The 24919-nt window shown below is 70.0% G+C and carries 25 protein-coding genes and 1 tRNA gene; 17 read left to right on the top strand and 9 right to left on the bottom strand.

Annotation, left to right across the window (positions count from 1 at the left end; all coding sequences use genetic code 11):
* The 3 genes from E6G06_00620 to pstB all read right to left on the bottom strand — a co-directional run.
* The coding region (locus E6G06_00620) for an IS481 family transposase (protein TML93866.1) at nt 1-927 on the bottom strand (927 nt) is incomplete at its 3' end.
* A 116-nt stretch (nt 928-1043) separates the two neighbouring features.
* On the bottom strand, nt 1044-1727 hold the full coding sequence (phoU, locus tag E6G06_00615) for a phosphate signaling complex protein PhoU (GenBank protein TML93865.1): 684 nt from the start codon (nt 1725-1727) through the stop codon (nt 1044-1046).
* A gap of 1 nt (nt 1728) precedes the next feature.
* Entirely contained in the window at nt 1729-2628 is a 900-nt protein-coding gene (pstB, locus tag E6G06_00610; GenBank protein TML93864.1) for a phosphate ABC transporter ATP-binding protein, read from the bottom strand.
* Between the two features lie 134 nt (nt 2629-2762).
* Between pstB and E6G06_00605 the strand changes: the two genes are divergently transcribed.
* From E6G06_00605 to E6G06_00590, 4 genes are all read left to right on the top strand, one after another.
* Nucleotides 2763-3086, top strand: a complete 324-nt coding sequence (locus E6G06_00605) for a hypothetical protein (GenBank protein TML93863.1) — start codon at nt 2763-2765, stop codon at nt 3084-3086.
* Between the two features lie 133 nt (nt 3087-3219).
* Entirely contained in the window at nt 3220-4005 is a 786-nt protein-coding gene (locus E6G06_00600; GenBank protein ID TML93862.1) for a 5'/3'-nucleotidase SurE, read from the top strand.
* The gene (locus E6G06_00595; GenBank protein ID TML93861.1) at nt 3929-5338 is read left to right on the top strand and encodes a PAS domain-containing protein; all 1410 of its coding nucleotides are present in this window, start codon (nt 3929-3931) and stop codon (nt 5336-5338) included. The genes E6G06_00600 and E6G06_00595 overlap by 77 nt, the downstream gene beginning before the upstream one ends.
* An 8-nt stretch (nt 5339-5346) precedes the next feature.
* Entirely contained in the window at nt 5347-6048 is a 702-nt protein-coding gene (locus E6G06_00590; GenBank protein ID TML93860.1) for a response regulator transcription factor, read from the top strand.
* Between the two features lie 304 nt (nt 6049-6352).
* Here E6G06_00590 and E6G06_00585 read toward each other — a convergent pair whose 3' ends face one another.
* The gene (locus E6G06_00585) at nt 6353-6535 is read right to left on the bottom strand and encodes a hypothetical protein (protein TML93859.1); all 183 of its coding nucleotides are present in this window, start codon (nt 6533-6535) and stop codon (nt 6353-6355) included.
* 246 nt (nt 6536-6781) lie between these two features.
* Here E6G06_00585 and E6G06_00580 point away from each other — a divergent pair, with 246 nt between their 5' ends.
* Entirely contained in the window at nt 6782-8104 is a 1323-nt protein-coding gene (locus E6G06_00580; GenBank protein TML93858.1) for an MFS transporter, read from the top strand.
* Between the two features lie 4 nt (nt 8105-8108).
* Here E6G06_00580 and E6G06_00575 read toward each other — a convergent pair whose 3' ends face one another.
* On the bottom strand, nt 8109-9302 hold the full coding sequence (locus E6G06_00575; GenBank protein ID TML93857.1) for a zinc-dependent metalloprotease: 1194 nt from the start codon (nt 9300-9302) through the stop codon (nt 8109-8111).
* Here E6G06_00575 and E6G06_00570 point away from each other — a divergent pair.
* A complete protein-coding gene (locus E6G06_00570; protein TML93856.1) occupies nt 9284-10369 on the top strand; it encodes an NAD-dependent epimerase/dehydratase family protein in 1086 nt (361 codons plus the stop codon). The genes E6G06_00575 and E6G06_00570 overlap by 19 nt on opposite strands.
* 23 nt (nt 10370-10392) lie before the next feature.
* On the opposite strand, the gene E6G06_00565 is transcribed toward E6G06_00570, so the two are convergent.
* On the bottom strand, nt 10393-11571 hold the full coding sequence (locus tag E6G06_00565; GenBank protein TML93855.1) for a PDZ domain-containing protein: 1179 nt from the start codon (nt 11569-11571) through the stop codon (nt 10393-10395).
* A gap of 81 nt (nt 11572-11652) precedes the next feature.
* On the opposite strand from E6G06_00565, the gene E6G06_00560 reads away from it, so the two are divergent.
* Genes E6G06_00560 through E6G06_00550 form a run of 3 tightly spaced genes read left to right on the top strand, consistent with a single transcriptional unit; the run spans nt 11653 to nt 13328 of the window.
* Nucleotides 11653-12126, top strand: a complete 474-nt coding sequence (locus E6G06_00560) for a molybdenum cofactor biosynthesis protein MoaE (protein ID TML93854.1) — start codon at nt 11653-11655, stop codon at nt 12124-12126.
* Nucleotides 12123-12314, top strand: coding sequence for a hypothetical protein (locus E6G06_00555; protein TML93853.1), 192 nt, complete (start codon nt 12123-12125; stop codon nt 12312-12314). Before E6G06_00560 ends, E6G06_00555 begins: the two co-directional genes overlap by 4 nt.
* Before the next feature lie 9 nt (nt 12315-12323).
* The gene (locus E6G06_00550; protein TML93852.1) at nt 12324-13328 is read left to right on the top strand and encodes a rod shape-determining protein; all 1005 of its coding nucleotides are present in this window, start codon (nt 12324-12326) and stop codon (nt 13326-13328) included.
* 8 nt (nt 13329-13336) lie between these two features.
* Here E6G06_00550 and E6G06_00545 read toward each other — a convergent pair whose 3' ends face one another.
* Nucleotides 13337-14032, bottom strand: coding sequence for a hypothetical protein (locus E6G06_00545; protein ID TML93851.1), 696 nt, complete (start codon nt 14030-14032; stop codon nt 13337-13339).
* A gap of 98 nt (nt 14033-14130) precedes the next feature.
* On the opposite strand from E6G06_00545, the gene pstS reads away from it, so the two are divergent.
* The 4 genes from pstS (at nt 14131) to E6G06_00525 (ending at nt 17690) form a co-directional block, all read left to right on the top strand.
* Nucleotides 14131-15216, top strand: coding sequence for a phosphate ABC transporter substrate-binding protein PstS (pstS, locus tag E6G06_00540; protein ID TML93850.1), 1086 nt, complete (start codon nt 14131-14133; stop codon nt 15214-15216).
* 45 nt (nt 15217-15261) lie between these two features.
* Nucleotides 15262-16260, top strand: coding sequence for a phosphate ABC transporter permease subunit PstC (gene pstC / locus E6G06_00535; protein ID TML93849.1), 999 nt, complete (start codon nt 15262-15264; stop codon nt 16258-16260).
* Nucleotides 16257-17135 (top strand): phosphate ABC transporter permease PstA, encoded by an 879-nt coding sequence (pstA, locus tag E6G06_00530; GenBank protein ID TML93848.1) that lies wholly within the window; start codon nt 16257-16259, stop codon nt 17133-17135. The genes pstC and pstA overlap by 4 nt, the downstream gene beginning before the upstream one ends.
* A gap of 63 nt (nt 17136-17198) precedes the next feature.
* A complete protein-coding gene (locus tag E6G06_00525; protein ID TML93847.1) occupies nt 17199-17690 on the top strand; it encodes a hypothetical protein in 492 nt (163 codons plus the stop codon).
* 10 nt (nt 17691-17700) lie between these two features.
* On the opposite strand, the gene E6G06_00520 is transcribed toward E6G06_00525, so the two are convergent.
* A complete protein-coding gene (locus E6G06_00520; protein TML93846.1) occupies nt 17701-18093 on the bottom strand; it encodes a hypothetical protein in 393 nt (130 codons plus the stop codon).
* Here E6G06_00520 and E6G06_00515 point away from each other — a divergent pair.
* The 3 genes from E6G06_00515 to E6G06_00505 all read left to right on the top strand — a co-directional run bounded on the left by E6G06_00515 (nt 18086) and on the right by E6G06_00505 (nt 24208).
* Nucleotides 18086-19189, top strand: coding sequence for a PDZ domain-containing protein (locus E6G06_00515; GenBank protein ID TML93845.1), 1104 nt, complete (start codon nt 18086-18088; stop codon nt 19187-19189). The two genes, E6G06_00520 and E6G06_00515, sit on opposite strands and share 8 nt — an antisense overlap.
* Nucleotides 19190-19296: 107 nt before the next feature.
* The gene (locus E6G06_00510) at nt 19297-21162 is read left to right on the top strand and encodes a DivIVA domain-containing protein (GenBank protein TML93844.1); all 1866 of its coding nucleotides are present in this window, start codon (nt 19297-19299) and stop codon (nt 21160-21162) included.
* Complete coding sequence (locus E6G06_00505; GenBank protein ID TML93843.1) at nt 20993-24208, top strand: UPF0182 family protein; 3216 nt, start codon at nt 20993-20995, stop codon at nt 24206-24208. The genes E6G06_00510 and E6G06_00505 overlap by 170 nt, the downstream gene beginning before the upstream one ends.
* Here the strand turns inward: E6G06_00505 and E6G06_00500 are convergent, their stop codons facing one another.
* On the bottom strand, nt 24209-24595 hold the full coding sequence (locus tag E6G06_00500; GenBank protein TML93842.1) for a hypothetical protein: 387 nt from the start codon (nt 24593-24595) through the stop codon (nt 24209-24211).
* Nucleotides 24596-24658: 63 nt separating this feature from the next.
* Here E6G06_00500 and E6G06_00495 point away from each other — a divergent pair.
* Nucleotides 24659-24735: transfer RNA gene (locus tag E6G06_00495), tRNA-Met, on the top strand.
* The last annotated feature ends 184 nt before the right edge of the window (nt 24736-24919 follow it).

Below are 24919 nucleotides of genomic sequence, written 5' to 3'. Positions count from 1 at the left end.
TACGTTGCCGACGCGGTGCATGGGCGGGCCACCGATCGCGGTGTGGTGTCGGTGATGGTTGTAGATGTGCAGCCAGCGCACAAGGGCACGGACTCGTCGGCCCTCTGAGGTCCACGTGCGCGCGTAAGCCCACTCGGCCAAGAGGGTGCGGTTGAACCGTTCGACCTTGCCGTTGGTCTGGGGTCGGTAGGGCCGGGTGAAGCTGTGTTGGACCGGCCCGAGTGCGCGGGCGAGCTCACCGCTTCGATAACAGCCGCCGTTGTCGGTGAGGACCCGCTCAACGACGATGCCGAGCTCGGCGAAAAAGGCATCCGCGCGTCGCCAAAAGGCCGCCGCGGTGATGGCCTGCTCGTCGGGGAGCACCTCGGAGTAGGCGAGACGACTGAACCCGTCCACCGCCGAGTGCACGAAGGCGTAGCCGACCTTGGTGTGATGGTGCTGGCCCCGCATCGCCGCTTTGCCGTGGACTCGCCAGCCGCCACCCCGAGGGATGCGCCCCAGCTTCTTGACGTCGATATGGACCAGCTCGCCCGGCCGGGTCATCTCTATGCGCCGGATCGGCGCACGGGTGGCCCGATCGAGATGGTCGAGACGGTTGAGCCGGTGGCGAACCAGCACCCGATGCACGGTCGAGGCCGGCAGTCCGACGATGCCAGCAATGCGAGCCGGCCCCAGGCCGCGCTTGGTGCGCAGGCCGACGATCCGTCGCTCCTTCGTCGCCTTGGTCCGGGCCGGCGAGCGATGCGGACGGCTGGAGCGATCCTGCAGGCCAGCCACGCCCTCGCTCTGGTAGCGACGCCACCAGACATAGGCCCGATCCCGAGAGATGTGCATCGACTCGGCGGCGTGGGCTACCGGCCAACCGGCTTCGATGCGCTGACACAGCCGGCGTCGACCTTCAGGGGTGAGCGGGGCGTTACGGTGCATCGGAGCCTCCGTTGCGAGTGGGTGTCTTTGGCAGATCCACACTCGCCCCGGAGGCTTCACTCATTGGTGGACCCTGTCAGCAAGGTCCATGGGCACTACAGCTAGGCGGCGCGGCGTCAGCGCACCTCGGCGTTGAGGTGCTCGGGATCGCCGGTCAGGAGATACCGCAGCCGGGCGGCGATGATCGCGGCGTGGTCGTTGATCCGCTCCAGCGCCCGTCCGGCGTAGAAGCTGCTCACTGCGATCCTGGTCGCGTCGGGCCCCTCGAGATGGAAGAGCTCGACCATGAGCCGTTCGAAGAACGCGTCCATGTCGTGGACGCCGGTCACGACGGCATTGGCAAGCGCGAGGTCCATCGCCGCCCAGGCGCGGAGCGCTTGCCGATAGCGCTCGATCGCCTGGTCGGTCATCGACTTGAGGATCGCGAAGGACGCGGGGCTGCCGGCGAGCAGGTGGTGCTCGTTGCTGAGCTTCACCACCCGGAGCGCGAGGTCGCCGATGCGCTCGAGCTCACCGAGGATCCGAAGCACGGACACGATGAAGCGGAGATCGGAGGCCATGGGCGCTTCGCGCCGCAGCAGGTCGTAGCAGCGCTCGGTGAGCGACACATTCATGGCGTCGATCTCGTCGTCGGCTGCGAGCGCCACCGCGACGATCGCGGTGTCGCCGTCGGCGAGCGCGTCGCTCATGCGCTGGAGGTTCTCGTCGACGCGGATCGCCATCACCTCGACCTGCATCCGGAGCTGGTCGAGCTCGGCTGAGAAGGCGAGGCGGAGAGGACCGGGCGGTCCGTCGCTCACGTCAGCCGAACCGGCCGGTGACGTAGTTCTCCGTGCGCTCGTCGGACGGGTTGGAGAACATCTTCTCGGTGCTGTCGAACTCGATGAGGCGGCCCGTCCGCGTGTCGCTGGTCTCGTTCACCTCGGTGGTGAAGAAGGCGCACATCTCGCTGATCCGTGCGGCCTGCTGCATGTTGTGGGTGACGATGATGATCGTGTAGCGCTCTTTGATCTCACGCATCAGGTCCTCGATCCGTCCCGTTGCGATCGGGTCGAGCGCGGAGCACGGCTCGTCCATCAAGATGACGTCGGGCTCGACCGCGATCGCGCGCGCGATGCAGACCCGTTGCTGCTGACCGCCGGAGAGACCGAGCGCCGAGCTCTTCAGGCGGTCCTTCACCTCGTCCCAGAGCGCGGCGCTCCGAAGCGACCGCTCCACCCGCTCGTCCATGTCGCCCTTCATCCCGGCGATGCGCGGCCCGTAGGCGACGTTGTCGTAGATCGACTTGGGGAACGGGTTCGGCTTCTGGAACACCATGCCGATCCGACGGCGCACCTCGACGGGGTTCACGTCGCGGTGGTAGAGGTCGACGCCGTGATAGTCGACCCGGCCTTCGACGCGCGCGATGGCGATGAGATCGTTCATCCGGTTGAAGCAACGCAGCACCGTCGTCTTGCCGCAGCCCGAAGGCCCGATCAGCGCGGTGATCTCTCGCTCCCGGATCGTGATGTTCACGTCGCGCACGGCTCGGTACCCCGCGTAGTACACGCTGAGGTCGCTGACCTCGAACACCGGTGCCCCGGGCGAGTCCTGTTGCGGGTGCGCGGGCGCGACGACGTCGAGCGGCAGGACCGTGTCGCGTGGAGTCTCGGCGGCCACTCGGTTCACCTCGTCTCGTGCCTGTCCCTTCCGTAGGGGCATGGATCCTGTGACGTGCACGCGAGTAGTAGGCGACGAGCATGGATGCCCCCTGGCAACAAGGTGACCTGCCGGTGAACACGAGATGAACGATGGCCTCGGCAGATTGGAAAGGTCGAGCCGGTAGGCTCGTGCGCATGTCGCAGCCACCTGTCGTCTCGTCGCCGGCCGAGGAGCCCGAAGAGCCCCAACCTCCTCGAGGCCACGTGCGGGTGGTCTACCTGGGCCCCGTCGCCCCGCATTGGGAGGTGCAGTCGGACTTCGGCGATCGCAACCTGATCGAGGAGTTCCGGCAGCGGGCGCTCGCGCGTCTGCTGCTCCTGCCGCCGCACGACCCGCAGTTCCGCCGCAACCGTGAGCGGGTCGTCCGGGACGCGGAGCGCGAGAACCTCCTCCTCGACTGGGACCTCGGCATCCCGGACGACGACTTCGAAGGCGACGAGGCGGCGACGGGGGGATAGGTCGCGGCCCGCAGTTCCCATCGGGTTCACCCTTCGTTCACACGAGAGCCACGGCGCGGCCTCCTGGTAGCCGTAGCATCACTGAAGGTGTACGAATCGCTGATCGCCGCTGTTCGCCGATGACCCGGGGCCGATGACCTTGCGCGTCCTCGTGACGAACGACGACGGAGTCGGGGCGCCCGGGCTGATCGCGCTCGCCGCCGGCATGGTCGCCGCCGGGCACGACGTCGTGGTGGCCGCCCCGTCGCGCGATCACAGCGGCAGCAGCGCGGGCATCGGTCCCTTGGGCGCCGGGGCCGGCATCGAGGTCGTGCGGGTCGAGCTCCCCGGGATCGAGGGCACACCCTCGTTCAGCGTCGACGGGCCCCCCGCGCTCGCGGTCATGGCGGCCCGGCTCGGCGCCTTCGGCCCCGAGCCCCACGTGGTGGTGAGCGGGGTGAACCCCGGCACGAACACCGGTCGCTCGGTGCTGCACTCCGGCACCGTCGGTGCGGCTCTGACCGCCGCCAACTTCGGCATCTCGGGCCTGGCCACGAGCATCGCCACCGGCGAGCCGAGCGAGCTCGCGACGGCCGTGTTGCTCGCCACCGCCGCGCTGGCGTGGCTGGTGGATGCGCCGGCGCGCACGGTGCTCAACCTCAACGTCCCCAACCTGAGTCCCGCCGAGGTGCGCGGTGTCCGCAACGCCCGGCTGGCGCCGTTCGGCAGCGTCCGCGCCGCGATGGCCGAGAGCCGCGACGGGATGCTGCAGATCGAGCTCACCGAGACCGACGTCGAGCTCGACCCCGATACCGACACCTCGCTGGTGATGGCCGGCTACGCCGCGATCACCGCGCTCGTGGGTGTGCGCGCCATCGAGGATTTCGACGCGTCGGCTGCCCTCGCCGAGGTGTTGCAGCTGGAGCTCGAGACCCGATGAGCGGAGCTCCCATGTGGCAGATCGGCGCACCGGCCGAGGAACGAGGCACGGTGGACCGGTGAGCGGCGGGGCGATCGCCGCGGTTCTGGCTGCCGGCGGGGTCGCGCTCGTGATCCTGCCCTGGGTCCTGCTGAGCCGGCGGGCGTTGCGGCGCCGGTTGAGCGCGATCACGGTGCGCCTGGGCGAGGGAGGAGCCGACGCCGAGCCGGTCGGGTCCGACGCCGGCGGCCGAGGCGCGGAGGGCCGCCTCGACCGGCTCGAGCACGCGGCCACGCAGGCGGTCTCCCGAGTGAGCGCCGCCCAGGTCCGCGTCGGGCGGCTCGAGGGCGCGCTCGCTTCCGTGTCGCTCGGCGTGGTGGTGTGCGACGAGCGGGGCGAGATCGTGTACTGCAACGAGCAGGCCGCGCCGTTCGTCGGCGCCCGTCACTCCGACTTCCTGGCCGAGCGGGCCGTGCTGGAGCTGATCCGCGGCGTCGTGAACGGTGAGGCGCAGACCCGCACGCTCGACCTCTACGGCCCTCCCCGGCGGACGCTGAACGTCGTGGCCGTCCCGCTCGACGACGGCTGGCGCAGCATCGGCGGGGCGGTCGTGATCGAGGACGTGTCCGAGCGCCGGCGCGTGGATGCCATGCGCCGTGACTTCGTCGCCAACATCAGCCATGAGCTGAAGACGCCGGTGGGCGCGCTCGGCCTCCTGGCCGAGACCCTCGGAGGCGAGGGCGATCCCGACGTCGTCCGTCGGCTCGCGGCGCGCATGCAACTCGAGTCGCAGCGGGTGGCGCGGATCATCGACGACCTGCTCGACCTGAGCCGCATCGAGTCGGAGGAGGCTCCATTGCGCGAGCCGGTGCCCGTGCACCTCGTGGTCGCGCAGGCGGTGGAGCGCGTGCGCGCGGCCGCCGACCAACGCGGCATCGTCATCGACTCGACCGAAGCGCCCCAGCGGGTCTCGGTCCTCGGCGATCGCCGTCAGCTCGTCTCCGCGCTCTACAACCTGCTCGAGAACGCGGTGAAGTACTCCGACGCGAATTCGAACATCGACGTGCGCGCCCGAACCGACGGGCGATGGGTCGAGCTGAGCGTGGGCGATCACGGCATCGGCATCCCCGGCCGCGACCTCGAGCGGATCTTTGAACGCTTCTACCGAGTCGATCAGGGTCGTGGCCGGGACACGGGCGGCACCGGCCTGGGCCTGGCGATCGTTCGCCACGTGGCCGCGAACCATCGCGGCGAGGTGCGTGTCGAGTCCCACGAGGGCGAAGGGTCCACGTTCACGCTGCGGCTGCCGGCAGGCCCCGGGCCGGTGGCTGTCACGCAGGCGGAAGCAGGCTAGGAGAGGTCATGGGAGAGCCGGAGACCACGATCCTCGTCGTGGAGGACGAGGAGTCGTTCGTGGAGGCGTTGACCGTCGGGCTCAAGCGGGAGGGGTTCCGCGTCATCGTCGGACGCGATGGCGCCGAGGCTCTCAGCCTCTTCCACGCCGTCCGGCCCGATCTCGTCCTGCTCGACGTCATGTTGCCGAAGATCTCCGGCATCGACGTCTGTCGTGAGATCCGCACACATTCCCGCGTGCCGATCATCATGGTGACCGCCAAGACCTCCGAGATCGACACGGTCGTCGGGCTCGAGGTGGGTGCCGACGACTACGTCTCGAAGCCCTATCGCCTGCGCGAGCTGGTGGCTCGCATTCGCGCCGCCCTCCGCCGCGCTCCCCGCGACCAGCCCGTGCCCAGCGCGAGCGTGCTCGAGGTGGGCGACGTGCGGCTCGAGCCCGAGAGCCACGAGGTGTTCGTGCGGGGCGATCTCGTGACGCTGCCACTGAAGGAGTTCGAGCTGCTCGAGGTCCTGCTCGACAACGCGGGCCGCGTCGTCACGCGCGACTCGCTGATCGACCGCGTGTGGGGCCCGCACTACGTGGGTGACACGAAGACCCTCGACGTCCACGTGAAGCGGCTGCGATCGAAGATCGAGGAAGACCCGTCGACTCCGCGCCGCATCGTCACCATTCGCGGGCTGGGCTACAAGTACGAGATGTCGAAGTAGCGGAGGCGGGGCCGCGCTGCGTCACTTGCGGCGCAAGCTGAGGCCGCCTCGCCCGCGGCGCGATGACGAACGGCGCGGGAGGATGTCGTCGTCGCCGCGCTGCCACGGCAGGCGACCCACCAGCGGCATCGACCGGCTGAAGGGGTCGTCGTAATCGGCGTGCGCCCGACCGCTCGCCGCCGGCTCGGCCCACGAGCCTCCATCGCCGAGCGGAGAGCCGACCGGGTTCGCGATGGAGGCGAGGGGTCTTTGCTCGACGTCAGTGCCGGGGGTCGAGGCCTCCGGGGATGCGATGAAGGCGACGTCAGCCGGAGGTGCGCCCACGAGTGCAGCCGAGAGCGCGGCTGCGAGGTCGTCGGGCAGCGGCGGGGCGCTCGCCGGGTCGACGTGGGGAGCGAACACGTCGCGCTCCGCGGCGGGCGCGTCGAGCGGCGGCCCCGGCGTCCAGTTGGCGAAGGCGGCGTCGAGCACCGACTCGTCGGCCCACGCGGGCGCTCTGTTGGTGGCCTCTGAGTCCGGCCGGGCCCGCTTGGTGGCCTCCGGGGCCGTTCCGGTCCCGTCACGGTGTTGCGGAGGCGGTTCGGGAGCATGCGGCTCGCCGTTGGCGTCGTCTCCGTACACGTCGCCCAGCATGTCGGAGAGGTCGGCCATGCCACTGTGTCGACCATCGGCCACATCGGCTTGAGCGAGGTCGAGCCCCGGAGGAGATCGGCGTCGGTCGTACCATGAACGGGTGGCGACCGACGCCGGTTGGCGGCCTCTTCGCAGCCCCGCGCGCGCAGGCTCGCGAGGGCTCGGCGCGTCGCCGTTCGCCCGTCTCGCGCTCGTCCACGCCCTCATGCTGGCGGGCGACACGCTCATCACCATGGCGTTGGCCGATTCGCTGTTCTTCTCCATCCGTCCGGGGGCCGCCCGCGGCAAGGTGATCCTGTATCTGCTCCTGACCATGGCCCCGTTCGCGGTGGTGGGCCCGTTGCTCGGGCCGGTCCTCGACAAGAGCCGCACGGGTAGGCGCACGGTCGTGATCCTCTCGGCGGCCAGTCGCGCCCTGGTGTGTCTGTCGATGGCGCACCACCTCAAGGGCTTGCTGCTCTTTCCCGAGGCCTTCGCCGCGCTCGTGCTCTCGAAGACCTACCTCATCACCAAGTCCGCGCTGGTGCCGTCGGCCGTCGACCGCGAGGAGGAGCTGGTCGACGCCAACTCGCGGCTCGCCGTGCTCGGGGTCGTCGCCGGCTTCGCCATCGCCGCTCCGGGCGCCGTCCTGCTGAAGGTCTCCTTCCTCGGCGGGGACTGGGTGCTGCGGCTGGCGGCTGTGGTGTTCGCCACCGCGACGGTGGCGGCGTTCCGGCTGCGTCGAGCCGCCGGGGACCCTCCCCCACCGGTCGCCGACGAGCGCCAGCAGCTGCGCGCCGCGGGCATCCGCCTGGCCGCGTCGGCGATGGCCGTCCTGCGGGGGATCGTCGGGTTCCTCACGTTCCTGGTCACCTTCGGATTTCGCCAGACCGCGGGGGTCCCCGCGTTCTGGTTCGGCGTGGTGCTCGTGGCCAGCCTCGTGGGCACGTTCTTCGGCAACCTCCTCGCGCCTCGCCTACGAAGGCTGGTGGCGGAGGAGCGCATGCTCATGGGCGCGCTGCTGGTCGTCGCGTTCGTGGGCCTGGTGGCGGCGCGTTTCGGCACCCGGCCCGCGGTCGCCGCGCTGGCGGGCACCGTGGGCGTCGCCGCGGCCGCGGCGAAGGTGGCGTTCGACTCGATCGTGCAGCGCGATGCGCCCGACGCGGCCCGGGGCCAGACGTTCGCCCGCTTCGAGACGCGCTTCCAGCTCGTGTGGGTGCTGGGCGCCGCGGTGCCGGTCGTCGTCACGCCCCTGAGCCGGCACATCGACCTGGGGATGGTCGTGCTCGCGTTCGCGGCCGCGTTCGCCGCGTTCTCCTACGCCGTCGGTCGCAAGGCGGTCGCGCACCATGCCTCCGAACCGCGTGCCTCCGAACCGCGTGCCTCCGAACCGCGTGCCTCCGACCCGCGTGCCTCCGACCAGGGTGCCGCCGAGCCGACCTGACCGGCTACTCGTGAGGCAGCTCGATGCGAGCCAGCCACAGCCCCGGTGCATCGATCTCCGCGGGCGTCGGCAGCTCGCGCGGCGAGACCCAGAGGCGCGCCAGCGCGTCCTCGCCCGCGCGCTCGACCACCCCGCGCACGAACGTCGCGCCCCGGTCGTACTGGGCCTGGCCGAGCTGCAGACCGAGCAGGCGCTCCACGAAGCGGTCGCCGTCGGATGCCTCCACCCGTCGCCGGCGCACCGCTTCGCTGAGCATCCCGTACGAGCCGATCAACCCGCGGCCGACCGTGTCCATGATGTGATCGACGAAGCCCTCGAGCACCACCGTCAGCGTCTCGATGGTGGCGAGCAACTCGTGCTGCGCGGGCGTCTGCATCGCTCCCAGCAGCAGCTCCGGGTCGGCGAACGCCTCCTGCATGCGCTCGGGGTCGGTCGGGTCGAAGCCGCCCATCATCCCTTCGAGCGCGCCCGCGTCGACCTCGAAGGACGACACGTAGTCGGCGATCAGGCCCTCGAGTCGGCCGCGCACGTGAGGTCGGGCGAGCACCGCATGATGCGTGACCTCGTGCAGGCAGACCCAGAGCCGGAGGTCGTCGGGCGCCAGGCTCCACTCCGCGGCGAAGACGTCGAGGTTCGCCGGCACGACGAGCAGCTCGTCGGATGGCGGTCGGGGAATCGGCAGGTCGTACTGGCCGAGGGCGCGCCGGCTGAGATGCCCGAGCATCGACCCCGCCTGCAGCCCGAGCAGCACCGGGCCGACCATCCGGCCCAGGTCGCCGAGCAGCTTTTCGGTGCCCATGTCGTCGTCCGGGTCGGGCTCGACGTCGTCCTCCCCGCGGTCTCCGGCCGCGTTCAGCGACGTGGCCAGTCTTTCGAACAGCGGCTTGTGGGCGTCGAGGCTGCGCATCGCCCAGTCGCTCCGCGTGACCGGGGCCACGCTGAGGACACCACCCGTGACCGACGTGGCCAGGCCCGTGCGCTCCGAGATGTGGAGGTCGGCGACGCGCACGAGCTCCTCGAGCCGCATCCGCTCGAGCGGATCGACGTTGGCCTCTGCTTCACCCTCGGTCGCCAGGAAGAGCGCGATCTGCCGGGCCACGTCCCAGTTCACCGGTCCCTGCTGGGCGAACATGCGGCCCAGGTCACCGAAGAGCTTGTCGAAGGGGTTGAAGCCACCGGGTGGACCGGGAGTGCTCACGGGGGCATCGTAGGTCTGTGACGACCATTGCGATCACGGGTGTGTCGGGCGGCGCGGGTCAACTGGTGCTGCGGCGACTGGCCGACGACCCTTCGGTGGACCGGATCATCGGCATCGATGCCCGCGACCCTGTTTTCCGGCCGCCGTCACTCGAGTTCCACCAGCTCGACCTCGCGTCCGCCGACCTCAAATCCGTGCTCGAGCGGGCGGACACCGTTGCCCACCTCTCGTTCCTCGTCGCACCGCGAGCGGATGCCGCGCTCACCGAACGGGCCAACATCGAGGGGACGCGGCGAGTCCTCGAGGCGGCCGCCGGCGCGGGGATCGGCGGGATCGTCGTCGTCTCGAGCGCCATGGTCTACGGCGCGTGGCCCAACAATCCGGTGCCCCTCACCGAGGACGCGCCGCTCCGGCCCAACCCGGGTGTCACCTTCGCGACGCAGAAGGCTGAGATCGAGCGCCTGGTTGCCGAGTGGGCCGACGACCATCCGGGTTTGCCCGTCGCCATCCTGCGCCCGGTCACGGTGGTCGGCCCGGCGATCGACGGCCACCTGTCGCAGGCCTTCCGCGAGGGCCTGCCGGTGCGCATGCGCGGCCCCGGTCCGCCTGCGCAGTTCCTGCACCACGACGACCTGATCGCCGCCGCGCACCTCGCCATCACCTCGCGCCTCGACGGCGTCTACAACGTGGCGCCCGACGGCTCGATCCCGCACGAGGAGCTGCTCGCGCTGGCCGCCCCGCGTCTGCGGGTGCGCTTGCCCTGGGGAACGGGCGGGCGCGTCGGCCGGCAGGCGTGGGCGGCGGGGCTGGTCGAGACGCCGTCCGCGCTCACGCCGTACCTCGAGCAGCCGTGGGTCGTCGCCAACGACCCACTGCGCGCCGCGGGGTGGGAGCCGCAGCACACCAACGCTGAGGCGTTCGTGGCTTCGGCCGAGCCCTCGGCGTTCCAGGACATGAGCGTCCGCAGGCGCCAGCAGCTCACGTTGGGTGCCGCGGCCGGGGGACTGGTCGCGGTGGCGGGCGGCGTGGTGGCCATCGTGCGCCGGGCGCGTCACCGCCCGGACTGACCGGCGTCCGGACCGACCGTCGGCTACGGACGCTTCGGGCGCTCGGCCAAGGTGATGTGCAGCTCACGTCGCTTCGCGTCGCGCATGACGTCGAGCGCCACCACCTCACCCGGTGGTCGGCCACGGAGATTGACGACGAGCGCGCCCATGCTCGGGATCACCTTGTCCTCCATGCCGACGATGACGTCGCGCGCGGCCAGGCCGGCCCGCTCCGCCGGGCCTCCGGGCGTCACCTTGTCGACGAGCGCGCCACCGTCGACGCCGAGCAGCGAGGCGGTGCCGCTGTCGATGTCGCTGCCCTCGATACCGAGCCAGACGTGGATGAACCGTCCGTTGGCGATCAGCTGATCACCGACCAGCCGCGCGGTCTCGATCGGTGTGGCGAAGCCGAGGCCGTTCGCACTCCCGCTGTCGACCGCGGTGATGATCCCGATCGCCGTGCCGGTTTTGTCGAGCAAGGCCCCGCCGGAGGAGCCGGGGGAGATCGGCGCGTCGGTCTGGATCATGTCGAGCAGCGGCACGCCATCGCCCGCGTCGACTTGGCGGTGCAGCGCGCTCACGACGCCGACCGTGACCGAAGGTCCGCCGGCGAGGTCGAGCGGTGATCCCAATGCGATGGCCGGTTGCCCGAGCTTGAGCGCCGCAGCCGTGCCGAGGGTGGCCGCGGGGTAGGGGCCGCCGTCGACCTTGACGATCGCGAGGTCGGTGTCGCGGTCGGCGCCCACCAGTCGTGCGGGCTCCTCCTTGCCGCTCGCCATCACGACCTTGATCGTCTTCGCGTCGCCGACGAGGTGCCAGTTCGTCAGAACGTGCCCGTCGCTTCGGAACATCACGCCGGAGCCGTTGACCGGCCCCGCGCCGGTCATCACGCGCACCTGCGTGATCGACGGACGCACCCGTTCGGCGACCTCCTCCACCTGGAGGTCGGGCCCCCCCTGCGTCGAGACCGTCTGCGCGCGCGTGCTGTTGTCCGCCGGGCGGATGACAGTGACATCCCGTCGCAAGCCTCCGCTCGCGGCGATGATGCCGGTGGCGACCACCGCACCGACCGACCCAGCACAGAGGGCGATCGCCCACGAGTGATTTCGCACCCGCGGGGCGGCGACGGTGACCTCGGAGGGATGCCGCCAGAGACGGTCGTCAGGCGGCGGGGGCTCTCGAAAGACTGGCCGCTCGTCGTCGGGCCCGTCGTCGAACGCCATGTCGGCGAGCTTACCGGTGGGCCCTTCCGAGCTGACCGCGGCTGGAAGCGTGATCGCTCGCACCGCCCTACGATGACGGCGATGGGTCTTTCGCCCCCCGAGCACGCCGACGACTGGGTCGGTGTGAGCGCGGAACCGCTGCCGCTCGACTCCGCGCGCGCCTGGGCCGAGCTGCCGTCGTGTGGCGCGGTCGTGCTGTTCACCGGCACCGTGCGCGATCACGCCGAAGGCCGCCGGGGAGTGTCGACGCTCGAATACGAGGCCTACGAGGAGGAAGTCGATTCCCGGCTCGCTTCCATCGCGGCCGAGGCGCGCCGGCGAGAGCCGACACTGGGGCGTCTCGCGCTGCTCCACCGCGTGGGAGTGCTCGAGGTCGGCGAGGCGTCGGTCGTCGTGGTGGCCTCGGCGCCGCACCGAGCCGAGGCGTTCGACGCGGCTCGGTTTGCCATCGACACTCTGAAGGCGACCGTGCCCGTCTGGAAACGGGAGACGTGGGCCGATGGCGACGGCTGGGGACTCACGGCGCGCCCCATCGAAGACGTGCGGTCATCGTGACGCAGCTGGTGCCGCTCGCGATTGCTCTCGGCATCACCCTGATCGGCTGCCTGGTCCTGTGGCTGCGGCACCGCAAGCCGCACACCATGGAGGCCCACATCCGCGAGTTCACCCGCGAGCTCGAAGCGCTCGCGCCCGAGACGCGTCGACACGGGTCGCGCACCACGCGGCCCGGCGGCCACGGGTAGGAGCACCACCTGCCCCGCGACCTCGCCATCGACCTCGGCACGGCCAACACGCTCGTGTACGCGAAGGGACGCGGGATCGTGCTCAACGAGCCCACCGTCATCGCGCTCAACAGCCAGACCCACGACGTGCTTGCCATGGGCCATCAGGCATGGCAGATGATCGGGCGGACTCCCGGCTACATCGTCGCGGTGCGCCCACTTCGCCAGGGCGCGATCACCGACTTCGACATCACGCAGCGCATGATCCGCCTCCTGCTCCAGCGAGCGGGGTTGTCGAGGTTCCACAGACCGCGGGTGCTGATCTGCGTGCCCTCGGCCATCACCGAGGTCGAGCGCCGTGCGGTGAAGGAAGCCGCGCGTCAGGCGGGCGCGGCTGAGGCGCAGCTCATCGAGCAGCCGATGGCCGCTGCCATCGGTGCCGGTCTGCCGATCCACGAGCCGCTCGGCAACATGGTCGTCGACGTCGGCGGTGGGACGACGGAGACCGCGGTGATCTCGCTCGGCGGCATCGTGGCGCTTCAGGCGATACGCGTCGGCAGCTTCGACATCGACGCGGCCATCCAGACGTACGTGCGACGCGAATACGGCATCGCCATCGGCGAGCGCACGGCCGAGGAGATCAAGCTCGCCATCGGCTCTGCGTTCCCTACCGACGACGAGGTCAAGGCCGAGGTGCGGGGACGCGATCTGATGAGCGGGTTGCCGAAGAACGTGATCCTCTCACCCGAGGAGGTGCGGGCCGCCATCGAGGAACAGGTGAAGGCGATCTGCGACTCCGTGGTGCAGTGCCTCGGCCGCGCGCCCCCCGAGCTGGCCCAGGACCTCATCATGCAGGGCATCAATCTCGTCGGCGGCGGCGGGATGCTGCGCGGGCTCGACCGGCGCATCGCCGAAGAGACTGCGTTGCCGGTGCATCTCGTCGACGCACCCTTGGAGTGCGTGGCGCTCGGCGCGGGGAAGTGCCTCGAGGCCTACGAGTCGCTCCGCGTGCTCTTCATGGGCGCCGACCGCTGACGCGGGAGCTACGGCGGGGCGAGCAGGTCCTCCGCGGCCTGCCGCACCTGTCGATCGCGATCGGTGCATGCGCGGCGGAGCGCGGCTTCAACGTCGGGGCCCTCGAAGGGCGCCAGCGCGATGACCGCACGGCGTCGCACCGCGGGCTTGTCGGTGGTGGCGCGGAGGATGGCCGGCAGGCCGCGGGCGTCGGCGAGGGCACCGAGGGCCGCGACGGCGGCTTCCCGGCAGAGGGGATCGTGATGGTGGGTGGCGGTGCGGGCGAGCGCCGCCACCACGGCCGCGGTCGGCTGCCCGAGCTCGCCCAGGGCCCACGCGGCGGCCTCGGTCACTGACGCTTCGGGGTCGTCGAGGAGCGGCCTCACGTGTGCGCTGTCGCTCGCGACCGCGACCGCCACCGCGCACGCGCGGCGGCGGACGACCGGCGAGCGGTCCACCAGCGCGCGTTCGACGTCGACGTGGGTCGCTGCCTCGAGTCGGGCGAGCGCGCCGAGGGCGGTGGCGCGAACATCGCCGTCGGCGTGTGCGAGCAGGGCCCGCGCGGTGCTCGCGTCGCCCTCGTGGCCGGCCACTGCCGCCCGGCGCCGGCTCGAGCCGGCGGGCTCGTTCCTGTCGGGCACCCTGGGCACAGAGGGATCGTCGCGCAGGGAAGCGGGTGGGTGCGGTTCACCCTCGTTCTTCGAGTTCGCCGCTCGTTCACTCATCGTTCATCATCGTGTCGGTGCGAGGACAGGCCGTGTCCCTAAGGTTCATCGAGGTGCCACTGCGGCCGGCGGTGCATGACAAAGGGAGACCATCGATTATGCGTTCGCGACTCGGCAAACTCGTCGTTCTACTGCTGCTGGTCGGGCTCACCGCGAGCGCGTGCGGTTCGGACAAGAAGAACAACGCGTCGAAGAGCACCACTCCGAAGCAGACGACCACGACTGCCGAGCAGATCACCGCCACGCTCGCGGGCTCGGGCTCCACCTTCCAGAAGTCCTTTGACGAAGCGGTGATCGAGGCCTTCAAGAAGCAGCAGGCCAACATCACCATCAGCTACGGGGGCGGCGGCTCCGGCAAGGGCAAGACCGATCTCGCCGCCGGGGTCGATCAGTGGGCCGGCACCGACAGCCTCGTCAAGCCGGAGGACATGCCGAAGTACACCAAAGGGCTGCTCTACTTCCCGATCGTCGCCGCCCCGATCACGCTCAGCTACAACGTGTCGGGCGTCGACAAGCTCGTGCTCGACGGGCCGACGGTCGCCAAGATCTTCCAGGAGCAGATCAAGACCTGGAACGATCCGGCCATCAAGGCCCTCAACCCCAACGCCAACCTGCCGTCGACCAAGATCGCGCCGGTCCATCGCTCTGACGCCTCCGGGACGACCTCCAACTTCACGAAGTGGCTGACCGCCGCCGCTCCCGGTGTGTTCACGCTGACGGCTGGCGACACCTCGAACTGGCCGGCCGACGAGGTTGCCGGCAACGGCAACACCGGCGTCGCCACAGCCGTGAAGGGGACCTCCGGCGCCATCGGCTACGTCGACTACTCCGACGCGAAGGCATCCGGGTTGGTGTTCGCCTCGATCAAGAACAAGGCCGGCAAGGCGATCGAGCCGACGCTCGAGGGCACCCTGGCCGCCCTCGAGAAGACCTCGTTGAATCCCGACCTCACCTATAACCCGCTCAACGCCGACGGTGACACCGCGTACCCGATCGCCACGCCGACCTGGATCATCACCCAGGCCAAGTACAGCGACGTCAACGTGGTGAAGGCGCTGAAGGCGCTGCTGACGTTCATCTACGCCGACGGCCAGGCGCTGGCCAAGGACGTCGACTTCGCCAAGCTGCCCGACAGCTACCTGACCCAGGCCCGGGCGCAGATCGACAAGATCACGCAGGGCTGAGCCGGCCGACGCGGCGGTGAGAGACAAGAGATCGGAGCTCCGCCCGTGAACCCGCATTCCTCGACGGTCGAGGAGTCGGACCGTGGCGTGCTCAGACGGGCGACGGTCGAACGGGTGGGTCTGCGCGGGCGACGCGCCCCCGGTGACGCGCTCGTCGTCCTTGTCGTCCTGGGGCTCATCGCGCTGTCCACGACGCGAGAAGCGTGGCCGGTGCTGCGTCATCACACGGGGAACTTCCTGTTCACCCAGACGTGGAACCCGCAAGCCGGGCGTCCCCTCTTCGGTTCGCTGGGCTTCGTCTACGGGACCGTCATCTCCTCGGTGGTAGCGGTCGTCTTCGCGGTGCCGGTGAGCGTCGGCATCGCCCTGTTCGTCACGGAGTACGCGCCGCGCTGGCTGCGGCGTCCCGTGGTCTTCCTGGTCGACCTCCTGGCCGCGGTCCCCTCCGTCGTGTTCGGCCTGTGGGGCGTGCTCACGCTGGCGCCGATCCTCCAACACTGGTTCGACCGGGCGGCCGGCGTAGCGCATCCGATCCCGATCATCGGGAGCCTGCTGTCGGCCAACGGTGGCGGCGGCGGGTCGGGGCGCTCCCTCTTCACCTGCGGCCTGATCCTGGCGTTGATGATCACACCGATCATCACGGTCATCACCCGCGAAGTCTTCGAGACCACACCCGCGGGGCAGAAGGAGGCGGCACTCGCGCTCGGTTGCACGCGCTGGGAGATGATCCGGTCGACGGTGTTCCCGCACTCGCGCCACGGGTTCACGGGCGGCGTCTTGCTCGGACTCGGCCGAGCGATGGGTGAGACGATCGCCGCCGCTCTCGTCATCGGATCGAGCGTTCAGGTGACGCGACATCTGTTCAGTCCCGGCGATTCGATGGCCGCGGTGATCGCGAACCAGTTCGGCGAGTCCACGGGGGACTTCCGCGCCGCGCTCATCGGACTCGGCGTGGTGCTGTTCGTCTTGACGATCATCGTGAACCTGATCGCCCGGGCGATCGTCGGGAATGCGGCCGAGGCGACCGGGACCATCGGGCGATGACGGCGTTGTCGGAACCGCATCCGCTGCAGCGGCCCCTGTCCCGGCGACGGCGGGCGGCCAGCGTCGTGAGCGCAACGCTCGTGTGGACCGCGGTCGCGGTGGCAGTCGTCCCGCTGCTGCTCGTGATGTTCACCGTGGTGAAGAAGGGCGGTTCGCTGATCACGCCCCACTTCCTCACCGACGACCTCCCGATCCAGGCCCGGAACAACGAGGGCGGCGTCGGGCCCGCAGTCACCGGCACGCTGATCATCACCGGGTTCGCCAGCCTCATCGCCATTCCCGTGGGGATCCTGGCTGCCGTCTACCTGACCGAGTACGGGGGCACCAGCCGGCTCGCCCGGGTGATTCGGTTCCTCTCGGACGTGATGGCGGGTGTGCCGTCGATCGTGATGGGACTGTTCATCTTCACGGTGTGGGTGGTGCGCTACCAACAACGTTCGGGGCTGGCCGGCTCGTTGGCCCTTGCGTGTCTGATGCTGCCGATCGTCATCCGATCCAGCGAGGCGATGATCCGCCTCGTACCCAACGAGTTGCGCGAGGCGAGCTATGCCCTCGGGTGCCGCAAGGCCCGAACCGTGCTCACCGTCGTGCTTCCCGCCGCGCTCCCGGGTGTCGTCAGCGGTTGCCTGCTCGCCGTCGCCCGCGCCGCCGGCGAAACCGCGCCGTTGTTGTTCACCATCGGCCTGACCTACACGAAGAACCTGAGCCTCTCGGGTGAGAACACTGCGTTGTCGGCCCAGATCTTCTCCAACGCATCCACCTCGTTCGTCGCCGCTCAGCAGCGGGCCTGGGCCGCGGCGCTGACGTTGATCGTCATCGTTCTCCTTCTCTCTGTCGTCGCCCGTATCGTCGCCGCCCGCTTCACGGTTCGGTAGCGGGTCCGGCGACCTCAAGCGCAACGCCTCCAGCGTCGATGTAGGTACGTGAAAGGAGGCGCCGTGACCCACATGGTCATCTTCCGGAGCCCCGAAGGGAAGCCCGGTTACCACCAAGCCGAGGGCCTCGACGAGGCCATGCGGTTCGCCGAGATGCTGCGCAACCAGGAGCAGGTCACCGATGCGCGCATCTTTCGGATGGACGAGGTGCCGATCGAGTTCAAGACCTACTACCGCGTGGAGGTGGCCGCGGCCGGGAGCGGGGACACGGCCTCAGCGGCCGGGACCGGGGACACGGCCTCAGCGGCCGGGAGCGGGGACACGGCCTCAGCGGCCGGGAGCGGAGACACGGCCTCGGCGGCCGGGAGCGGCGAGGTGACCGAGACCCCGGACGTGCCCGAGGGCGATCAGGAACGCCAGGCGGTGTCCGAGCCGGAGGGTGATGATGCGCGGCTCGAGCCGGTGGCGGTGGCGACAGGCAAGGGAGCGGAGCTCGAGGCCGCGGACGCGGGGGCCTTCGGCCCGGGGCGTCATGGCCGCTTCCCCCGCCGCTAGCGCGGCGCGCTCAGCTCACGGCGTTGCGGAGCGCGAGCCCGGCCATGAAGAGCAGCGTCCCGATGACCGCGGCCAGCAGCGCGCCGACGAACGCGACCAGCAGCAGCAGTGCGAGGCCCGAACGGATGCGGCGCAGCGCGCCCACCCGGTCGAGGTCGATGGCGACGGCTGCGCTCACCGCGGCCTCGCGCTTCTGCGGGGACGGTTGTGCCGGTCGCTCCCTTCGCTTCCGCGTGGCCTCGGGTGGCGGCGCGAGCGCCCGCTGAGCAGCGCGTGCCGCGGCCCGGTCGCGGCGGGTAGGGCGTTGGTCCGTGGCAGGCTGTCCGGGCTCGGCAAGCGCGAGCCGCAGCACTGCTGCTACTGACGCTGCCACCACGACGAGGCTGACGACCAACGTGAACACGACCGAACCGATGGTAACGGGCGACGGAGGGAGTCCCGCGCCGCCCGCTCCGGCTTGGCGCTGGCGTTGGTGGATGTCGTTGCTGGTCGTGATCGTCGTCGCAGCCATCGCCGCGGCGTTCGTGCGGCTGCCCTACGAGATGGTGGCTCCCGGGTCCGCTCGTCAGGTGAACGACCTGCTGTCGGTGAAGGGCACCAACGTGTACCCGCCTGACGGCAAGCTCTACTACGCGACGGTGTCGGTGCGGGACGACATCAACCCCTACGAGTTCCTCCGCGCCTCGATCGACCCCAACATCGACCTCGTGTCGAGCAAGGAGGTGCGCGGGTCGATCAGCCCCTCCCGGTTCCGGCAGCTCAACGTCGAGGCGATGGCCAGCTCGAAGCAGGCGGCAGAGGTCGTGGCGTTGCGACGGCTCGGCATCGAGGCTGCCACCGGCAGAGGCGCGCTCATCACCGAGGTCGCACGCGACTACCCGGCCGCGTCGGTGTTGCGCGCCAACGACGTCATCGTCGCCGTCGACGGCAAGCAGGTGAAGTTGGCCGACGACGCGATCGCGGCCATTCGCGCCCACCGACCCGGCGACATGGTGGAGCTGCAGATCGTTCGTGGCCGCCAGCCGGCACGCGAGGTCGAGACCTCCGTCCGTGCGGGGACCGACGGCCGACCGAAGCTCGGCGTCGTGATCGTCACCAAGGACTTCAAGGTCGAAGCACCGTTCGCCATCAGCATCAACAGCGGGAGCGTGGTGGGGCCCTCCGCGGGTCTGGCGTATGCGCTGGAGCTGATCGACGTGCTCACGCCCGGCGAGCTGACCGGCGGCAAGGTCGTCGCCGCGACCGGTGAGCTGGCCGACTTGTCGGGCGACGTGGGCGAGATCGGAGGCGTGGCGCAGAAGACAGTGACGGTGCAGCGCGCCGGTGCCGAGGTGTTCCTCGTGCCACGCGCGAACTACGCCGAGGCCAAGGCCCACGCGCACAAGGGCCTCAAGGTGATCCCGATCGACACCATCGACGGAGCACTGCGTGCGCTCGGCGACCTCAAGGGCAGCAACGCGCCGACCTACGCCCTGCCCGGCCCGAAGCGGGGGGCGTAGGGCCAGGGAGCTCACCGAGGCGGCGAGCGGACGGTGGGCCGAGCCGGCCGAGTGACCGGCTTCACGCTTTCCCCGTCACCGCGACCTCCCGGTAGGCTCACGGGGTCATGGCCGAGGACCACATCGTCATCTCGTCCGGGCGCTCGCTCGCCCCTGAGGAGGTGGCGGCGCGAACGTTCGCGACGTCCTTCCGCGGCTTCGATCAGGCGGAGGTGCGCCTGTTCTTGAAGCGGGTCGCCGACGAGCTCCTGGCACTGGCCGACAACGAACGGCAGCTCCGCCAGTCACTCGACGAGGCTCGCGAGCGGGCCGCCCATCCCGAGCTCGACGAGAGCGCGCTCACGGCCGCGCTCGGCGAGCAGACCACCCGGGTCCTCCAGAGCGCGCGCGAGGCCGCGACCGACATCCGCAACAAGGCCGAGGAGAACGCGGTTCGGGTCCGGCGCGAGGCGGAAGACGACGCCACCCGGCTCCGCGAGGAATCGGAGTCGGTGCTGAACCAGCGCATCGACGAAGCCAACCGGGTGGCGGCCGGCATTCGTGAGGCGGCGCTCGAGGAGAGCACCGCGCTCCGCGAGCGGGCCGCCTCGGAGGCCGCGGCCGAGTTGGAGGCGGCCCGCACGCAGGGCAAGGAGATGGTCGGCGAGGCTCAAGCCGTGCGCGAGCGGCTGCTCGGCGACCTCGCCCGCCGGCGCCGACTCGCCCACGTGCAGATCGAGCAGCTGCGCGCGGGGAGGGAGCGGCTGCTCGAGGCCTACCGGGTGGTGCGCCGCACGCTCGACGAGGCCACCGAGGAGCTGACGGTGGCCGAGGCCGAAGCTCGCGTGGCGGCGGAGGCCGCGGCTCGTCGCACCGCGGCGGAGGAGCCCGAGCCCTCGGTGGGCGACATGGAGGTCGAGCTGGCCACCCCCGAGGACGCGACGCCGGCCGATGTCCCCGCCGCCGACGACGAGGGGGAGCGGCGCTCGGGGGGTCTGCGCATCCTCAGCCGGCGCGGCCAGAAGAGCGGGGCCGACGATGGAGCCGTGCTCGTGGAGGTGCAGCCGCCGTCCGACGACGAGGGCGTTCGCGTGCTCGATGAGGCGTCGCTCCTCGGCACCCCGCCGGCCCCGTCGGTCGACGAGATCTTCTCCCGGATGCGAGCCGAGCGGGAGACGGCTGCGACGACGGCCGAAGCGGTGCCGCCCGCGGCGACAGCTCCCGATGGCGGGGCCCCCACCGAGAAGGCGCTCCCCGATGCCCCGTCTGCTGATGAGCCCGCCGACGTCGCGATCGCGCCCGGCGACGCGCACGTCGAGGCCGGCGCCGACGCGGCGGACGAGACGGCACTGCAACAGCGCGACGAGGTGCTCGAGCCCCTCAGCGCACAACTCGTGCGCAAGTTGAAGCGGGCCCTGCAGGACGAGCAGAACGAGGTGCTCGACCGGCTCCGTACTGCACGCGGCAAGGCGCAGCCCGACGTCGTGCTGTTGTCGGTCGTCGACCAGGCCCGCCGCTACCGCGACGTCGCCGAGCCGTTGCTGGCCCGGGCGGCGCAGGCCGGCGTTCGCTCCGTGACGGGCGCCGACGGACGCGTCGCGCTCCCCGTCGACGACCTCGCGGTCGACCTCGCCTCGGACCTGGTGGGGCCGCTGCGTGACCGCCTCGAGCGGGCGCTGACCGCCGCGCCCGACGACGACGAGGCGGTCGTGGCGAGCCTCGGCGCGGGCTACCGCCAGTGGAAGGCGGAGCGAATCGAGCCGGTGTCCCGCCAACACCTGGCCGCCGCGTTCACGATGGGTGCCTACCGCGCCAGTCCCGACGATGCGAGCCTGCGCTGGCTGGTCGACGACGACGAGGGCGCCTGCCCCGACTGTGACGACAACGCCCTCGCGGGGCCGACGCCCAAGGGGACGAAGTTCCCCACCGGGCAGACGTACCCGCCCGCGCACGCAGGGTGCCGCTGCCTGCTCGTCCCCGCAGCCGCCACTTGAGCGTCGTTTGTCGCGACTGCGAAGCGGTCGCCCTCACGTAGGCTCCTCGGTCATGCGTCCCCCCACGGATCTGCCCCGCCGGCGCCGCTTGCGACCGGCGCGCAGTCGGGCGGGTCTGCTCGTCATCCTGGCCGTCCTGTTCGTTCTCTTCATCTCCTCACGAGGCATCGCAAGCTTCTACACCGACTACCTCTGGTTCGATGAGCTCAAGCTGACGACCGTGTGGCGCGGCGTCCTCTGGGCCAAGCTCGGCCTCGGCGTCGTGTTCACGGCCCTGTTCTTCGTGCTCATGTACGTGAACCTCTGGATCGCGGACCGGATCGCCCCGGCGTTCCGCCCGCTCGGGCCCGAAGAGGAGATCGTCGAGCGCTATCACGAGGTGGTGGGCGCACGCGGCGGGCTGGTGCGCACCGCCATCGCCGGGCTCTTCGCGCTCATCGCGGGCCCGGGCGCGGCGAGCCACTGGAACGAGTGGATCCTCTTCCGCAACCACGTGCCCTTCCACATCGACGATGCTCAGTTCGGGCGCGACATCGGGTTCTTCGTCTTCCAGCTGCCGTTCTGGCGCTTCGTCGTGGGGTGGCTGTTCGCCGCGATCGTCATCGTCCTCGTCGTCACCGCGGTCGCCCACTACCTCAACGGCGGCATCCGCGTGCAGACGCCCGGTCAGAAGGTGACTCCCCAGGTCAAGGCCCACCTCTCCGTCCTGCTCGGCGTGCTCGCCCTGCTCAAGGCGGCCGGCTACTACCTGCAGCAGTTCGAGCTCGACTTCTCGCACCGAGGCGTCGTGCAAGGGGCGACGTACACCGACGTCAAGGCCCAGCTGCCGGCGCTCAAGCTGCTGATCGGTATCTCGATCTTCGCCTTCCTCTTGTTCCTCGTGAACATCTTCATCCGCGGTTGGATCCTGCCGGTGCTCGCGGTGGGCCTGTGGGTCCTCACGTCGGTGGCGGCCGGCGCCGCGTACCCGGCCTTCATCCAGAGCTTCCGCGTGAACCCGGAGGAGTCTAAGAAGGAAGCGCCTTACATCAAGCGGAACATCACGGCCACGCGCGCCGCGTTGAACATCAACGTCAGCAACAAGAGCGTGAAGAACTTCGCGTACGACGACCAGAACCTCAACGCCCAGAGCCTCGTCGACAACTCCGAGACCATCCGCAACGTGCGGCTCTGGGATCCCAAGGTCCTGCAGCTCTCGTACCAGCGACTGCAGGGACTGCGTACGTTCTACGAGTTCAACGACGCCGACATCGACCGGTACAACCTCGACAACCGCAAGACCCAGGTGCTGATCTCGGCACGCGAGCTCAACACCGCAGGGGTCACGTCGAGCTCGTGGGTCAACCGGCATCTGCAGTTCACCCATGGGTACGGTGCCGTTCTCTCACCGGCGAACGCGGTGACGCCCGAGGGCGATCCCCAGCTGATCGTGAAGGACCTTCCCCCGACCGGCGACATCCCGATCGACGAGCCGGGTCTGTACTACGGCGAGAACCTCGAGGGCTACGCCATCGTCAAGACCCAGCAGCGCGAGGTCGACTTCCCCCAGCAGAACGGCACCAACAAGACCAGCACCTACAGGGGCACCGGCGGGGTCGTGATGGACTCGGTGTTCAAGCGGGCCGCGCTCGCCTTGCGCTTCGGCGACTACAACGCCTTCATCTCCGGCTTCATCACCAAGCAGTCGCGAGCGCTCTACGTGCGCGACATACGGGCACGCGTCCGCAAGGTGGCACCGTTCCTCCGCTATGACAACGACCCGTATCCGGTGCTGATGAAGGACTCGACCGGCAAGAACCGGATGTTCTGGGTGCAGGACGCGTACACCGTGACCAACCGCTATCCCTACGCGGAACATGCGCCGACCGACCGGCTACCCACCGCGAGCGGTTTGAACACGTCGTTCAACTACGTGCGCAACTCCGTGAAGGTCGTCATCGACGCCTACAACGGTTCGATGAAGTTCTACGTGGTCGATACCAAGGATCCGATCGTGAAGGCCTACCAGAAGGCCTTTCCGAAGCTCTTCTCACCGAAGTCGGAGATGAGCGCGGAGCTGCGGTCCCATTTGCGCTATCCGGAAGACCTGTTCCGCGTCCAGACCAACGCCTTCGGCCTCTACCACATCAACGATCCGGCCGACTTCTACAACAAGGCCGATGCGTGGGACATCGCGCAGGACCCCGGCTCGGGTCTGGTGGGTAGCAGCGGCACGACGGCGACCACCAACGCCCAAGGTGTGGTGGGACCGTCGCGCGAGCTGCGCATGGACCCCTACTACCTGCTCATGCGACTGCCGGGTGAGCCGCGGGAGGACTTCCTCATCCTGCAGCCCTTCGTCCCCACGTCGAAGGACGACAGCCGCAAGAACCTGACGGCGTTCATGGTGGCCAAGAGCGATCCCCAGGACTACGGGCAGCTCGAGGTGTTCGTGATGCCGCGCAACTTGCAGGTGCCGGGCCCCGCGCTCGTCGACGCCCAGATCAACCAGGACCCCAGCATCTCCCAGCAGATCACGCTCCTGGGCCAGGCCAGCTCCGGCTCGCGCGTCAGGCTGGGCAGCCTGCTCGTGATACCCGTCAACCAGTCACTGTTGTTCATCCGCCCGCTCTACCTCGAAGCCGAGCGCACCGCCCAGCCGCAGTTCAAGAAGGCCATCGTGGTGTACGCCAACCGGGCGGTGATGAAGGACACGCTCCACGAGGCGTTGGTCGAGCTCTTCGGCTCCGCGCCCGAGACGCTCGAGGCGAACGCGGGACAGACGCCGCCACCAGCGCAGCCTCCTGGTCAGCCGGGTCAGACGCCCACGGTTGTCAGCCCGCAGCTCCAACAGCTCTTCGACCGGCTGCGCGTCACGCTGGCGGCGGCGAGTGATGCGAAGTCGAAGGGCAACCTGGCCGAGTTCGAGGCCAAGTACAACGAAGCCGTGGCGATCGCCGCCGACATCCAGGCCGCGCTCGGCGGGTCGGCTGCGCCGCCGTCATCTGCGGCGCCAACGACTACCGCGCCGCCCGCCACCACGACCACGACGGCCGCCTCGGCCTGATCAGGCGGTGGCGGCCCAGCCGTCGTCGGGCCGGGTGTCGAGGCTGTCGGAGAGATCGATGATGGTCTCGGCCAACGTCTGAGCGCGGCGATCGCGCGCGGTCGGCGGGGTGTGCTGATCGATCTCGGACCGCAGCTCGACGGTCACGCGAGCGAGGTCCGCGGCCACCTTGGCCGCGTGGACGCGGACCTCCAGCAGATCGGCGTAGGTCGCATGCTCGAGGCTGTTGTCGACCGCGTCGTCGACGCGCCGCTCGAGACGCTCGAGCCGGTGGTCGAGCTGGGCACCCTGAACCGCGAGCGCGACCAGCACCCGCTCCAACCGCGCCGCGACGACGACCGCACCGCCGGACGGCACGGAGGGGCGGCGGCGGAGCCTCCAGCGCATTGGCGGCAGGGTAGCGGCGCGGTTTGGTCGGCCGGTGGACCCGCGCTAGCTTGTTTGCTCCGCCGCGGGGTGGAGCAGTCTGGTAGCTCGTCGGGCTCATAACCCGAAGGTCGCAGGTTCAAATCCTGCCCCCGCCACCACTCAGTAACCCTTGTGTCAAGCCAAAACGGCCTCTCCCAGCGGAGAGGCCGTTTCGCTTTTTTCGGACTCCGTGTCAATCGTGTGTCAATCGCGCGCCCGACAACATCTCGTCGCTGCCCTCCAGCCGGCGCCGAGGCGCCGCCGGGCCGTTTTAGCGGAGATGATCCTTCTTCGAAGGAATTG

The organism is Actinomycetota bacterium (genome assembly GCA_005888325.1).
GTDB lineage: Bacteria > Actinomycetota > Acidimicrobiia > Acidimicrobiales > AC-14 > AC-14.
Note: the sequence above shows the minus strand (reverse complement) of the source record. Positions and strands in the feature narration are given on the sequence as shown.

Excerpts from the sequence above, each read along its gene's own strand:
- E6G06_00600 (TML93862.1), top strand. The coding sequence starts at position 3,220 with ATGACCTTGCGCGTCCTCGTGACGAACGACGACGGAGTCGGGGCGCCC.
- E6G06_00565 (TML93855.1), bottom strand. The coding sequence starts at position 11,571 with ATGGCGTTCGACGACGGGCCCGACGACGAGCGGCCAGTCTTTCGAGAG.
- E6G06_00560 (TML93854.1), top strand. The coding sequence starts at position 11,653 with ATGGGTCTTTCGCCCCCCGAGCACGCCGACGACTGGGTCGGTGTGAGC.
- pstS (TML93850.1), top strand. The coding sequence starts at position 14,131 with ATGCGTTCGCGACTCGGCAAACTCGTCGTTCTACTGCTGCTGGTCGGG.
- E6G06_00510 (TML93844.1), top strand. The coding sequence starts at position 19,297 with ATGGCCGAGGACCACATCGTCATCTCGTCCGGGCGCTCGCTCGCCCCT.
- E6G06_00590 (TML93860.1), top strand. The coding sequence starts at position 5,347 with ATGGGAGAGCCGGAGACCACGATCCTCGTCGTGGAGGACGAGGAGTCG.
- pstB (TML93864.1), bottom strand. The coding sequence starts at position 2,628 with ATGCCCCTACGGAAGGGACAGGCACGAGACGAGGTGAACCGAGTGGCC.
- E6G06_00545 (TML93851.1), bottom strand. The coding sequence starts at position 14,032 with ATGAGTGAACGAGCGGCGAACTCGAAGAACGAGGGTGAACCGCACCCA.
- pstA (TML93848.1), top strand. The coding sequence starts at position 16,257 with ATGACGGCGTTGTCGGAACCGCATCCGCTGCAGCGGCCCCTGTCCCGG.
- E6G06_00505 (TML93843.1), top strand. The coding sequence starts at position 20,993 with ATGCGAGCCTGCGCTGGCTGGTCGACGACGACGAGGGCGCCTGCCCCG.
- E6G06_00500 (TML93842.1), bottom strand. The coding sequence starts at position 24,595 with ATGCGCTGGAGGCTCCGCCGCCGCCCCTCCGTGCCGTCCGGCGGTGCG.
- E6G06_00605 (TML93863.1), top strand. The coding sequence starts at position 2,763 with ATGTCGCAGCCACCTGTCGTCTCGTCGCCGGCCGAGGAGCCCGAAGAG.